3 protein-coding genes and 1 pseudogene are annotated in these 14,928 nt (G+C 49.2%); all 4 read left to right on the top strand.

Going from position 1 to position 14,928, the window contains the following annotated elements; genetic code table 11:
- The first annotated feature begins 467 nt into the window (after positions 1-467).
- The 4 genes and pseudogenes from AB1287_RS21820 to AB1287_RS21805 all read left to right on the top strand — a co-directional run bounded on the left by AB1287_RS21820 (position 468) and on the right by AB1287_RS21805 (position 14,882).
- Complete coding sequence (locus tag AB1287_RS21820) at positions 468-8,543, top strand: neuraminidase-like domain-containing protein (RefSeq protein WP_435619084.1); 8,076 nt, start codon at positions 468-470, stop codon at positions 8,541-8,543.
- A gap of 9 nt (positions 8,544-8,552) precedes the next feature.
- The gene (locus AB1287_RS21815; RefSeq protein ID WP_435619083.1) at positions 8,553-12,959 is read left to right on the top strand and encodes a SpvB/TcaC N-terminal domain-containing protein; all 4,407 of its coding nucleotides are present in this window, start codon (positions 8,553-8,555) and stop codon (positions 12,957-12,959) included.
- 79 nt (positions 12,960-13,038) lie between these two features.
- Positions 13,039-13,644: pseudogene (locus tag AB1287_RS21810) on the top strand (RHS repeat protein); the annotation flags it as partial.
- A 72-nt stretch (positions 13,645-13,716) separates the two neighbouring features.
- Positions 13,717-14,882, top strand: a protein-coding gene (locus tag AB1287_RS21805) for an IS3 family transposase (protein WP_435619082.1) whose coding sequence is annotated in 2 segments (ribosomal slippage) — positions 13,717-13,981 and positions 13,981-14,882 — 1,167 coding nt in all. Because the reading frame shifts where the segments join, the coding sequence is not laid out codon by codon here.
- The last annotated feature ends 46 nt before the right edge of the window (positions 14,883-14,928 follow it).

Genomic DNA, 14,928 nt, shown 5'->3' with positions numbered 1-14,928 from the left:
ACGAACTTTGCAACAGTGCCCGACAGAATGCTGGCAGTCGGTCTGCCGATATGATGATGTTGATTTGCAGTTATTGTGAGCCCGGCGAAATGGATTGCGAGCCGGGCAGGATAAATGCGAGCCCATTATCACTTAATGTGAGTCGGGAGCGTTTTTCATTTGCTGTTAATGTGAGCCGAAAATGGCGCTGATTGCGAGTCGGAGGGATTTCGATTGCGAGCCGCTACAATTATGCTTCAGCATAACAATGCTATGCCCTGGAGGGGTGTAGTGAAAAAATATTTCCAAAAGAGTCAGATTTTTCTGGAAAGAGACTCAGGAACAACTAACCTTTAAAACACAATTTAGGTGTCACTGAATCAGCCGTCGTCATTCAGTCTCTTCATGGTCATCAGTAAGGAAGTCCTGAAGAAAGGATTCGCGTTTCAGTGGACAATTTCTCGTGTTAATCAGCAGGAGATACTGCTATGTATGACTCAGAAGTGATTTTCAGTAAGTTGAATAAGTCTGGTGTTTTGAAAAAGGCAGGGAAAGCGCTTAGCCTTGCAGATATAATGCCAATGTCCTTCGGTGAATTACGGAAAATGGCCGGCCAGGCCATCACTTGGGGGGAGTCGCGTTATCTCTATGAACGTGCCAAAGAAGCGTTAAAGCAGAATCGATTGCGAGAAATTTCCATTTTATCTCGTGCCAACCCGCAGTTACAGAATGCTATTCACCTGAATATTCAACAATCAGCATTGCAACGGGGTTATAATGATCTTTTTGATCAACGAGCCAGTCGTTTTACCCAATCTGGTTCTGTAGCCTCAATGTTTTCCCCTGCGGGTTATCTGACGGAGTTGTATCGCGAAGCAAGGGAGCTGCATACTGAAAGTTCAGATTATTCTCTGGATAAGCGGCGTACTGACTTACAATCACTGGCACTCAGCCAGGAAAATATGATCGGCGAAGTATCTACATTGTCGATTTCTAATCGAATCTTGTTTAATAATATTCAGAAAGAGGCCAATAAAGATAGTGATAAGGCCGTGCTGGAAATGTTGTCGACCTGGCGTCATATGGGGGAAAATCCCTTTCATTTACCTCATGAAACCATCCGCGAAGTGCTTTCATTGCAGGACAAAAATCTTTCCATCCTGACCAAAAATCCCGATATTGCACCTGCTTTTGATCCGGCAGAGTTACTGGGCATTAAATATGGGATTTTCCCCGAACTATACAGCATATTGACCGAGACAATTACGGTGGATAATGCTGACGCGTTAATTAAGAAAAATTTCGGGGGTGTGGATGTCAAGCGTTTCCATAATATGGACTATTTAGCAGGTTATTACGATATTTCCAATAATGAACTGAGAGAGTTACTCGGTCTTATCACTACTCGAATTAATACTTCCGATAAACAGGAGCAGTATACAAATGGTCGCTTGCTGAGTGTGTATATTAGTGATGATGGAGAAATAGAAGTAAATGAAATAGTGCGGGAAAAACAGGAGGTTAATTATACTGATGTGCGGCTGAACTATATGGAGCTGCTCCCTGCTGGAGGTGAGCGTTTTGTATGCAATTTTAATTTCAGCACTATAAACAGAAACGTAAATTCTTATAAGATTGAAGATGAGCGCCAATATCCTACTATTTTTCCGCTATATGAGGAAACATCAGGTACACTCAGAGCTGATAAGTACTACAGTATTCCAATCTCGTTGAAGGATGTTAAGGAAGGGGAGGTTATCCGAATTTGCTTGTCATGTTTTCAGGGGCGTGACTATGCCGGGCTTAAATACAGGAACGCTGTAGAATTTTCTTTTAACACGCTCAGCTTTAACACGGTATTACTTAAGATTAATAAACTCATCCGGTTATATAAGGCTACTGGAATAAAACCAGAGGAAATCTTTAATATTATCGGCGGGGGATTTGGCTCTCTTGATATTGACAGGGCCATTTTGGGAAATTTACTTTATGTTCAGCACTATAAAGAAATTTATGAATTGGATAGTGATAAGGCTTTAGTGCTAACTAACAAGAGCATTAACAGGAATGGCGATGGTAATAACCCTTCGTTATTTGATGCATTATTTAATACATCGTTGTTTGGTGGACGGGGATTTGTTGCTGATGATACTAAGCTTCTCGACCTTGATCCCAATAAAGTTCGTGATGAGGAAGAGGAATTTCTGCTGGCCTGTATAAAACAGGCATTCCAGGTCAATGATATTGAGCTCTTTTCTTTGTGGGGTATCCTTAATGCAGGAAAAACGGGCACCATGGCCTGTTCATTAAAAAACCTTTCTGCGCTTTATCGTCTCCGCTTAATGGCTGGTATTCATAACCTGAGTCTTGAGGAGTTTTTATTATTATATTCAGTTTCACCTTATAATGGTGTGGATATTTTGCATGTATCTGATGATTATATAGAGCAGCAGAATGGTTTTTTCCATGAAATAATATCCTGGTTAGTGGAAAGGCGCTGGTCGGTATATGAGATTTTCCTCATGACAACAAATTATTATAGCTCGACGATTACGTCAGGAATAGAAAAACTACTGGATAATATCAAAGAGGCCTATAAAGATAACGGTTTGACAAAAAATAAGACTGGTGAAGTCATTATGCAAATCATTAATGCTGAATTGCAATTGAATACCAGCGAAAAAACCCATTTTGTCTTGATGTGGGCTGATGGTGTCCAGCCTGGAGGATTAAAAACAGAGCAGTTCCTGTTATTAGCACAACAGGAGGTAATGACTGACCAGGAAACAGCTCAGATTGTACAATTTTGTCAGGGGCTGGCACAGCTGGCCCTGATAATTAAGACGCTGTCATTAAATGAAAGTGAACTTTCAGTGATACTGGATAAGCCTGAAGTATTTCAGCGTGGCGCCACAAGTTTGCCACATGATATCAGTACCTTGAAGAAACTGGCGCAGTTTCATGACATGCTTGATCAATGTGGTTCACAAGCACCAGGGATTCTCTCTGCACTCCATAACGGTATGCTTTCAAGCTCAGAGTTGGCGCACGCATTAGATCTCGAACCTTTAAGCGTTGCTCAGGCTTTGAAAATAGTGGCGTCTGACAAAAAGGACATAACGACAACCTGGGCGGATATAGCCGGGCGCGCTACCGATGGAAATCAAGCTGATAGTGCACCGGGGGCAATACCTTCTGCCGACATATTGAAAAAGCCGGTTATTCAGGGTATGCCTTTGATTGGTAGACAGATATTTTCTCAGGTCGCTGACCTGGGTTTGAAGCTGGAAGACGTCAGAGTTTTATGGAAAGGGCAGGATGACAACTATGTATGGGATGGCACTCAATATCTGAGCAAAAATGGTCGGGCTTCATTCAATGTTACAAGTAATCAGTTAGGTCATTCTTATTATCTGCGTGTTGAAAATAAAAATGATCCTCGTATTTACAGTGAATCTGATGTGATTGGCCCTGTTGAAAGAGGATTTCAGGACTGGCAAGAAGTTGAGGAAACATTGCAGTGGCTGAATACAGCGAGGACATTCCACATTACCCCTGCCGTTTTATATGAATTAAGACGTCTGCATTATTACGATGTGACAACTGCCTTCATCGAATGGGAAAAAATGGCTGAGTCTTTGCAGGCTGGGCTGGATCGCAATAAAACAAAGGTATTACAGCGTGTACTGGATGAAAAAATCAGTGCGGCGCTCAGTAGCTGGTATATCAATAATACCAACCTGAGTTTTGTGACCGATCGGGAAAGTTTGTACAGTTATCTTTTAATTGATAATAAAGTTTCGGCTCAGATTAAGACGACTCCTCTGGCGGAAGCGATTGCTTCGATTCAGCTCTATGTTAACCGTGCGATTACGCGACAGGAAAAAAGCGGGCTGTCTTATGAGGTACAAAGTCGGCAGTTTTTTACTGACTGGGATAAGTACAACAAGCGCTACAGTACCTGGGCAGGTGTCTCCCAGTTGGTGTATTACCCTGAAAATTATATCGATCCTACTATTCGTATCGGGCAAACCAGCATGATGGATGATCTGTTGGGTCAGATTAGCCAAAGTGAGTTAACCCAGGACACGGTCGAAGATGCTTTAAACCAATATATGACCTGTTTTGAACAAGTGGCTGATTTAGAAATTATTAGCGGTTACCATGATAATCTCAATCCAGGCCAGGGATTGACTTACCTGACAGGACGCGATGCTGAAAATCATCAATATTACTGGCGCAGCCTGGATCACAGTAAATTTGATTCAGGCAGCGGAAAATTTCCTGCCAATGCCTGGACTGAATGGAAGTCTGTCACAATAGGGGCCAACCCTGTAGGTGACCTTGTTCGCCCTGTTATGTGGCAATCAAAGCTCTGGATAGTCTGGATAGAACGGCAGGAAATAGCAGATATTGTAGATGAAGAAAGTGAGGCGGAATGTAAGGAAGAAGATAAAGTAGAAGGGAGCGAAGTAAAGAAAATAGAAGGGAAAGAAGAAGAAAAAGTAAAGGTAGAAAAAGCTTTTTTATATAATCTTCACTTGTCACATATACGACTGGATGACTCATGGAGTGTTCCCCGGATAATTCCACTGCATCAAATACAGTGGTTGAAAGAATATCAGGATGATTTATCCAACCTTGGCTTATATTGTGCACGTTTGGTAAGCGATAATAGCATCGCTGTTTTCCCTTATGAAAAGAGTGATATTAATACCAATCCAGCTGACACGTCTGACGTACTGCTTGATGGGGTTTATATTTATTCTGATTTTTCAGTAGAGGAAGTGGGGGAAGAAAATACCAAATATCTGGCGACAGAACTGGATAGTATAGGCACCAGAAGAGTTAATTTCATTAAGGAATATAATTTTGACAGGGAGGTGAGCCTTGACTATTCATGGGGTTACAGAGCATTAACAATACTTTTTGGAGGGAGATTTTTTAATATAGAAAGTAATGGTACCTCAAAAGAACATAGCTTAAGCCTTTCAGCCGATGCTAATGTCCGAATTATATATAACGGTTGTGAAGGAACCACAGAGCGCAAGCAAATCAACCTGATAAAGTACTTCGATTCTTATATGGGGAAACAGTACTATTTATATAGTAGTGTTTCTGCTAATCCACATCATAATACCGCTCCAGGCAAGGCATGTTTATATCCTGTCTATCAATTATCCCGTGAAGGTGAAGCAGGAAAACTCCTTATTTATAAAGAGTCAGGGCCGATGAGTAGAGTGGCAGCATGGATTCCGGATCGCGATATTAGCATTGACACTCTGACAGCTGGCCAGTCTACTTACATTGAAAACACTAAATATCATAATAATGATTTCCAGAATTATATCTATCTGACTGAATCGGGTCTGAGTACTTATGCTGCAACTGATGCATCTGGCTATTATCCTATGGATACTACCCTGGCTGCTGAGGATGTGAAAATTATCATTTCGGCACCTGGTGCATCAGACCAGGTATTCCTGGCCAGCGACAAAGACTTAGTCAAAGATAAACCTGCTCTTTTGCTGGACGGTACCACTTTTTCATTTACCGGCATATCATTTACTGTGCCTGACAGTGCCTTCAAAAACGATATTGCGCAGCTTACTGTCACTTTTACTGCGAAGGCAGCAGATGACCGTTTTCTCGGCAGCCAGTCGGGTGTGTTGAATATTACACGTAAATCTGATTACAGAATATTGACCATTGGGAAAACTGATACCGGAGCACAATATCTGCAATACGGTCCTTACCGCACCCGTATTAATACGCTGTTTGCCAGGCAGTTGACCGAGCGGGCCAGTATCAGCCTTAACCGTGTGCTGAATATGGAAACCCAGTTGTTGCCAGAGCCTCAGCTGGGAACAGGAGGATATATTCAGGTTACCCTGCCGGCTTATGATAAAAATAAACATGGTAATTCAAGGAGCGCAACGCTCAGCTTTTACCGTGGTAATAACCACGCTACTGAGGATAGTGTACTGGATGGATATTATGCCTTCTGGAACGGCATGTTGACGGATTCGGAGCAGACTATCACGCTCTTTATTCCGGTCTCTTTTCTGTATCAAGGAAATGGTATTAACTTTCCCTATTCTAATACACTGACCCTGTATCTGGTCTGTGACAAGGGCAAGCTCGAGGCGGGCTCTCTGATTGTGGATACCAGTACGGTCTCCCTGAAAAAATATAATGCGGTTACTGGCAGTCCGCTTACCGTCAGTATTCAGCCTGGTTACCAGGAACCTATGGATTTCAGCGGTGCCAATGCGCTCTATTTCTGGGAAATGTTTTATTACACGCCGATGATGGTTTTTCAGCGTTTATTCCGGGAAAACAGGTTTGATGATGCGCTGCACTGGCTGAAATATGTCTGGAATCCGGAAGGGTATTTCAAAAACGGGCAACCTGCGCTTTACAGCTGGAACTGTCGTCCCCTGGAGGATGATACATCATGGAATAGCGCACCTCTGGATTCTGTTGATCCTGATGCTGTCGCGCAAAATGATCCTATGCATTACAAAGTCTATGTTTTCATGTGTATGTTGGATCTTTTGCTTGCCCGTGGCGATTTTGCTTACCGCCAGCTTGAGCGTGATACGCTGAACGAAGCCAAAATGTGGTATGTGCAGGCGCTCAATCTGCTCGGACATGAACCCTACCTGACAGAAGGCGGCTGGGATGATCCATTACTGAAAGATGCGGCTGACCAAACGAAACAAACACAGTATCAGGCCGAACTTTTTGTGCTGGATCAAACCGGTATCGCCAGTCATGAAGCAATACGCACGGCAAATTCGCTGGTCAGGTTTTTTCTGCCTCAGTTTAATGAAAAGCTGAGCAATTACTGGCAGGTACTGACACAACGTCTGTATAACCTGCGTCATAACCTTTCGATTGACGGCCAGCCTCTGAACCTGCCTGTTTTTGCACTCCCCGCCGATCCTAAAGCACTGCTTACTGCCGCCGCCTCGGTCTCTCAGGGAGGGGCGGGATTGCCTCCGGCTTTTCTGTCCCTCTACCGTTTCCAGCCTATGCTTGAGAATGCCAAAAGTCTGGTTTCCCAGTTAATCCAGTTTGGTGCCACCTTACTGAGCATTATCGAACGGCAGGATGCAGAAGCGCTGGCGGAATTGCTGCAAAACCAGGGGCAAGAGTTGGCCTTGCAGAGTATAAAAATACAGGAAACTCAAGTTGAAGAAATAGATAAAGATATTGCTGCATTAAAAGAAGGTGAAGCCAGTGCGACCCTGCGCTATCAGACTTACAAAGCACTTTACGATGAAAACATCAGCGGCGAAGAAAAAAGAGCAATGGATGTCAGTTTGTACACGTCATCCATTGGTGGGGGAATCGCAGGTGGCGGCTATATGGCGGCGGCGATATTAAATATGTTCCCCAACCATTATGGCGCAACGGGCGGTTTGGCTATTGGCGTGGCGATAGGGGGTATCCAAATTGGTGGCATAGCGGCGGCAATAGGACAAGGGGGGGATCTCGCTGTTCGTGGTGGGCAGATTGCCGCCGACAGAATTTCTCAGTTTGAGAATTACCGCCGTCGCCGTGAAGAATGGAAACTGCAATACGGCATGGCAGAGAAAGAAAAGAAACAACTGGCCTGTCAGATTGAAGCTATTGGGCTGCGGCGACAAGCCGCAGTGATGCAAAAAACGTATCTGGAAACGCAGCAGAAACAGATGCAGAGTCATCTGGAATTCCTGACGGGTAAATTTAGTAATAAATCGCTTTACAGCTGGTTGCGGGGAGTACTGGCAGGTATTTACTACCAGTTTTATGACATCACGGTTTCCCGTTGTTTGATGGCACAGCAGGCCTATGAATGGCACTTCGGCATAAAAAACGCCAACTTTATTAAGCCTGGAGGCTGGCAAAACAGTCAGGCGGGTCTGATGAGCGGTGAAACGCTGATGCTTGCTCTGATGCGCATGGAAGATCTTTATCTGCGCAAAGACGAACGTGCTCTGGAAGTGGTGCGTACTGTTTCACTGGCAGACGTCTATGACTCGCCTGGCGAGCATGCGTTCAAACTGAAAGATCAGATAAAGGCCATTCTGAGTTCCGGGAGTGGTGACGCAGGTACACAAACCAATGGTCTGCATATTGATGATAAGCAATCACTGATTGCGCAGGTGAAACTGGATGATTTGGCAATCAGGCGTGACTACCCTGAGGATGCTGGCGGCCTTCGGCGGATCAAACAAATCAGCGTTTCTCTGCCGATGCTGATGGGGCCTTATCAGGATGTGCAGGCACTACTGAGCTATGGCGGGGGTCTGGGCATGCCGCGCGGATGTGATGCTATCGCGGTTTCCCACGGTATAAACGACAGCGGGCAGTTTTTGCTTGATTTCAATGATGCGCGATATTTGCCGTTTGAAGGTATCCCCGTTGACGACAGCGGGGTGTTGTCTTTGAGTTTCCCGAATGCCATGGGCAAGCAGAAAACCCTGTTACAGAGCATGACCGATATTATTCTGCATATCCGCTACACCATTGTTCAATCTGATGATGTGACACACCGTCATATGGATAACTGCTGAGAGGCTGTCATGCAAAATTCAGAAAGCTTAACCCTGGAACCACCGTCGTTGCCCAAAGGTGGGGGCGCGATAACCGGTCTGAAAGGCAATATCGCCACCGCCGGTCCGGATGGTGCAGCAACGCTGAGCCTGCCATTGCCGATCAGTACTGGCCGGGGTTATTGCCCTGAACTGGTGCTGGAATACCACAGTCGGGCAGGTAACGGACCATTTGGTATCGGCTGGAATATAGCGCCGTTGGCTATCCGGCGTAGTACAGATGAAGGCGTCCCCAATTATGACCGAAACGACACGTTTACCGGTCCGGATGGGGAAGTATTGGTACCGGTGCTCACAGAAAGTGGCGCGCAGGAACAACGCAGCGCTTCTGCCCTGCTCGGTAGCGCACTGGGCAGCAGTTTTACGGTTCATGCTTATCGCTCACGTACAGAAAGCAACTTCAGCCGCTTTGAGTACTGGGCTCACCGCGATGATACCGGGCAGGACTTCTGGATACTGTACCGTCCGGATGCTCAGGTACATTTGCTGGGGCGCAATCGCCAGGCTCGTATCGCCGATCCGGCCAGTCCGGCACGGACTGCCGCCTGGCTGATGGAGTCATCGGTGTCGGCCACTGGCGAGCAGATATACTGGCAGTACCGGGCAGAGGACAGCATTAGCTGCAGCGATACAGAACAAGCCAGCCATCCGGGCCCGGCCCAGCGCTACCTCACTGCCGTCTGGTACGGTAACAAAACGGCCTCCCGGACGCTCCCGGCACTGACATCGGAACCGGCATCCAGTGACTGGTTATTTACGCTGGTACTGGATTATGGTGAGAGGAGCCAGTTGCTGTCCGGACCACCCGCCTGGCTGGCGCCGGGGACAGGAGACTGGCTGTGTCGTCAGGATTGTTTTTCCAGCTGGGAATATGGTTTTGAACTTCGTACCCGGCGTCTTTGCCGGCAGGTACTGATGTACCATGCCGTCACCGAGCTGGCAGGACAGCAAACGATTGAAAAAATACCAGCGCTGATCGCGCGGCTCTGCTTGCATTATGATGAAAACCTCTGCGTCACTATGCTGCAAACCATACACCATGTGGCTTACGAAGAGGATGGTGCCCTGTGTTCCCTGCCACCACTGACGTTTGGCTGGCAGACATTCACGCCACCCATAGCAGCATGGCAGCAGCGGGCAGATATGGGCAACCTGAACCCGATGCAACCGTATCAGATGGTTGACCTGAACGGAGAAGGCATAGCCGGTATCCTGTATCAGGACAACGGGGCATGGTGGTATCGGTCCCCGGTGCGCCAGGCTGGGGATGAGCCTGATGCAGTGAGCTGGGAAGCGGCCTCTCCTTTGCCCTCCATACCTGCACTGCGTGAAAATTGCCTGCTGGCCGACCTGAATGGTGATGGTTACCTGGAATGGACCATTACGGCACCGGCTATCACGGGGAATTACCCGCGAACAGCTGAACGCCAGTGGCTGCACTTTATCCCGCTGGCTGCATGGCCTACCGAGTTTTTCCACCCGCAGGCCCAACTGGCGGATATTTGTGGTGCCGGATTGACGGATCTGGTGCTTATTGGCCCCAGAAGTGTGCGACTGTACTGCGGCAGCGGTGAGGGCTGGCAAGCGGCGCAGATGGCGATGCAGCCAGCCGGAATTACGCTACCAATACCGGGCGCTGATGACCGGATGTTGGTTGCTTTTAGCGACATGGCCGGTAGCGGCCGGCAACACCTGGTTGAGGTTCTCGCTGAAGGGGTGCGTTACTGGCCCAATACCGGCCACGGCCAGTTTAGCGCGCCGATAAATATGCCTGGATTCAGCCAGCCGGTGGAAACATTTAACCCGGCCCGGTTGTATCTGGCTGATATTGACGGTTCTGGTACCACCGACCTGCTTTATGCCCTCAGCGATCGGCTGCTGGTTTACCGTAACCTGAGTGGCAACCGCTTTGCTGAACCATTCAGCGTCATGCTTCCGACGGGGATCGGCTATGACCGAACCTGTAGTCTGCAGCTGGCGGATATTCAGGGGCTGGGGTGCGCCAGCCTGCTGCTGACAGTCCCGCATATGGCCCCCCATCACTGGATCTGCCATCTGTCAGACCATAAACCGTATCTGCTGAATGCAATGAGCAATAATATGGGGGCCAGTCATACCTTGCACTACCGAAGCTCGGCGCAGTTCTGGCTGGATGAAAAAGCGGAGGTTATGCAACAAGAAGCGACCCCACCTTTTAGTTATCTGCCGTTTGCTCTGCATATGCTGCAGTGCACAGAAATGACCGATGAAATTACCGGAAATCGTCTGGTGAGCACTGTTCGTTACCGCCACGGTGCCTGGGATGGTCATGAACGTGAATTTCGCGGCTTTGGCTTTGTGGAAATACAGGATACGGATATTGTTGCCAGTCATGGCACGGCCACAGAAATCAGTATGCCATCAGTGAGTCGTCACTGGTATGCCACCGGCCTGCCGCAGGTGGATAATCAGCTGGCAGACGAATACTGGCGCGGGGACAGTGGCGCTTTCCCGGGTTTCCTTCCCCGTTTCACTACTGGCAGCGGAGAGAGGGAACAGGTTTGTACGCCGGATGACGCCACCGTGTTCTGGTTACAGCGTGGCTTGAAGGGCATGCTGTTGCGCAGCGAATTATATGGGAACGATAACAGCAGTCTGGAAACTACTCCCTATACCGTCACGGAAATCCGTCCCCAGGTCCGCCTGGTAGAAGGGCGAGGGCGCTATCCGGTAGTTTTCCCCTCATCAGTAGAGAGCAGAACATACACCTATGAGCGTATTGCCAGCGATCCGCAGTGTAGCCAGACGATACAACTGATCAGTGATGAATATGGTCAGCTTTTACGTCAGGTTACTCTGGCTTATCCGCGACGGGAGAAACCATCCGGCGGCCAAACAGCCATGTTGTCCGTCTGCAACGCCGGGAAGGAGAATCAGGCGCGTGAGGCTCAAACCAGCACATCACTGACGTTGACTCAGTCAGTTCCCGACAGGTTGCCGGACCCCCTTGCGGACAGTTATGACAGTCAGCAGCAGATACTCTACCTGAATCTGTTACAGAACCGCTGGCATGCCCCCGGCATCCCTGCTGACGGCAACTGGCTGATTGGACTGATCGCGGGTAGCCGGGAGGATGTCTTTTCCCATCCGTCACACGCGATGCCGGCTGACGGGTTGACACTGGAGCGGTTGCTACAGGATAACAGCCTGATTGCGGAAGGGCATTCCTGCGACCTGGTGGCGCAGCAGCAGGTCTGGTATCTGGATGCCCTGGATGAGGCGACTTCCGGTACACCCGCCATACCGCCCAGGGTGGCTTTTGTGGAAACCGCAGAGTTGGAAGAAACCCAATTGGCGGCTCTGGCAGGGACAGTGACAGCCGGGCAACTGGAGTCCGCAGGATACCGTCAGGCAGGATACCTTTTTCCCCGTGTTCAGGAAGCCGGTAAATATCTCTGGGCGGCACGTCGGGGATTTACCACCTATGGCGGCGCCGGGCATTTCTGGCTGCCTGTGGCTTACCGGGAGACCCTGCTTACGGGTGCGGTGAATGTTACCCGTGATGCGTATGACTGTGTCATCACCACTACGCGGGATGCCGCTGGCCTGACGACGACGACAGAGTATGACTGGCGTTTTCTGACCCCTGTCAGGCTCACCGACGCGAACGATAATGTCCATACGGTTACGCTGGATGCACTGGGGCGTATCACGACATCCCGGTTCAGGGGGACGGAAGAAGGCATCGCTACCGGCTACAGCACTGATGCAATGATGATTCCGGCTGATGCAGAGGCTGCCCTGGCCCTGACCTCATCCTTGCCGGTTGCACAGTGCATCGTTTATATCGCGGACAGCTGGATGGTGGGTAACACGGAGAACGGCGGGAGGATCCCGCCCCATGTCCTGACGCTGACAACTGACCGTTATGACAGCGATAACGCCCAGCAAATCCGCCAGCAGGTGGTTTTCAGTGATGGCTTCGGACGGGTCCTGCAGACTGCCGTCAGGTATGAAGGGGGGAAAGCCTGGAGCCGGACAGGCAGCGGCGGGTTACAGACCGGAGCAGACGATCTACCGGTGGAAGTGGAAACCGCCTTCCGTTGGGCCGTCAGTGGCCGGACAGAATATGATAATAAAGGTCAGGCAGTCCGCACGTATCAGCCATATTTCCTCGACAGCTGGAAGTATGTCAGTGACGACAGCGCCCGCCATGACCTGTATGCCGACACCCATTATTACGATCCGTTGGGGCGCGAATGGCAGGTGAAAACGGCACAGGGTTGGCTACGCCGTACATTATTCACGCCGTGGTTTGTGGTCAGCGAGGATGAAAATGACACGGCAGCCGGGGCGAGCGGCGTGGCGGCGCCAGACTATACAGGCGGTTCGGTATGAAACACTGTAGGCATCAAGGGCTGACAATACCGCCATCAAAACGGCGGCGAGTGAAGGGAAAGGAAAGCAGGAGAACGCCATGAGCATATTATCGCTGTTCAGCAGAACCCCGTCGGTCACGGTCCTCGACAACCGCAGCCTAACTGTGCGTGATATTGCGTATTACCGACATCCCGACGCGCCAGACGTCACTGATGTGCGTATCATCCGCCATCAGTACGATGCCCGCGGTTTCCTGTCACGGAGCACTGACCCGCGCTTGCATGACACCGGGCGAGCAAACTTCAGATATCTGACGAACTTGGGCGGAAGCGTCCTGCGTACCGCCAGCGCCGATGCCGGCACCACTGTGACCCTGAACGACGCTGCTGGTCGGGCGTTTATGACGGTCAGCAATATCAGCACCACGGAGAGCGGCGCGGAGGACTTAACGCAGGCCGTGACCCGCATCTGGAAGTATGAGGACACAGAGCAGGCTGGACGCCCGCTGAGCGTGACCGAACAGGCCGCTGGCCAGGCTGCCCGTATCACGGAGCGCTTTACGTATGCCGGAAACGGTGACGCAGAGAAGACCCTCAATCTGGCCGGGCAGTGCGTCAGTCACTACGACACTGCGGGTCTGATACAGACGAACAGCATTGCCCTGACTGAGGTCCCGTTCTCCGTCACCCGCTGCTTGCTGAAGGGTGTAGTGGATCACTCATTCAGGACACCTCGAAATCCTGTTAATGTTAAAACAGTGAAAATGAGGTGATGCATGATCAAAACTCGTCGGACTAAACGTACCTTTTCCCCGGAGTTCAAGCTCGAAGCTATCGAGCAGATTGTTAAATACCAGCGAGATGTACGGGAAGTCGCGCAGGCACTCGAACTCAATCCTGATCATCTGCGCAAATGGATACGGCTATATAAGCAGGAAATTCAGGGAATTGAGCCAGTTGGCAATGCTATCACACCTGAACAACGCGAAATTCAGCAGCTTAAAGCACAGATAAAGCGTCTTGAGATGGAAAAAGAAATACTAAAGCAGGCTGCCGTGCTGATGAGCGAAATTCCCGGGAAATTATCGCGTTAATCACACGGCTGAAAGCCAAGTGGCCAGTACGGAGTCTTTGCCGTTTATGGGGGGTTCACCGTAGCGTTTATTACGCGCAGGTGAAGCGTCCTGTTAATGTGCAAAGAATTGAATTGCGAAGCCGGGTGAGAGCTTTCCATGCTCTCAGTCGTGGCGCTGCCGGTAGCCGGGCCATCAGCCAGATGTTGCGCCAGAGTGGCGTTGATGCCGGGCGGTGGCTGGCGCGACGACTGATGCAGGAATGTGGACTGGCAAGCCGTCAACCCGTTAAACATCGCTACCGGATGAACGAAGACAACTGTCCGGCATTACCGAACTTATTGAACCGGCGGTTTAACCCTGCTGCACCGAACCGCGCCTGGTGCGGCGACATCAGTTTTATCCGTCTGCAGGACAGATGGTGCTATCTCGCACTTGTCGTTGATTTATATTCACGCCGGATTATCGGCTCAGCCCTCTCATTAACCGCTGATGCGGATTTGGTATGCAGGGCTTTGCGTAATGCTCTGGAAACACGACCGCGTGATGGCCGACTGTTGTTTCATTCAGATCAAGGGGTTCAATATAAAATCAATAAATACAGAAGGTTACTCTGGAATTATGGGGTAATGCAAAGCATGAGTCGCAGAGGGAATTGCCTGGATAACTCGCCGATGGAAAGAGTCTTTCGTAGCCTTAAACGTGAATGGCTTCCGAAAGGCGGTTATGGTGATTTTAGCCATGCGGTACGCAATATAAACCAGTGGATAAATGGTTATTACAACGTTTATCGCCCCCACACGAACAATGGTGGTTTACCGCCTTGCTTACATGAAGAAAAGTGGAAACAGGTTATTCCGGTGTCCTGATTTTATGATCCACTACACGTCTGAGGGCTCTGTTGCAAAAATCTGG

The sequence above is a fragment of the Scandinavium sp. UTDF21-P1B genome (assembly GCF_040750395.1).
Classification (GTDB): domain Bacteria; phylum Pseudomonadota; class Gammaproteobacteria; order Enterobacterales; family Enterobacteriaceae; genus Scandinavium.
Note: the sequence above shows the minus strand (reverse complement) of the source record. Positions and strands in the feature narration are given on the sequence as shown.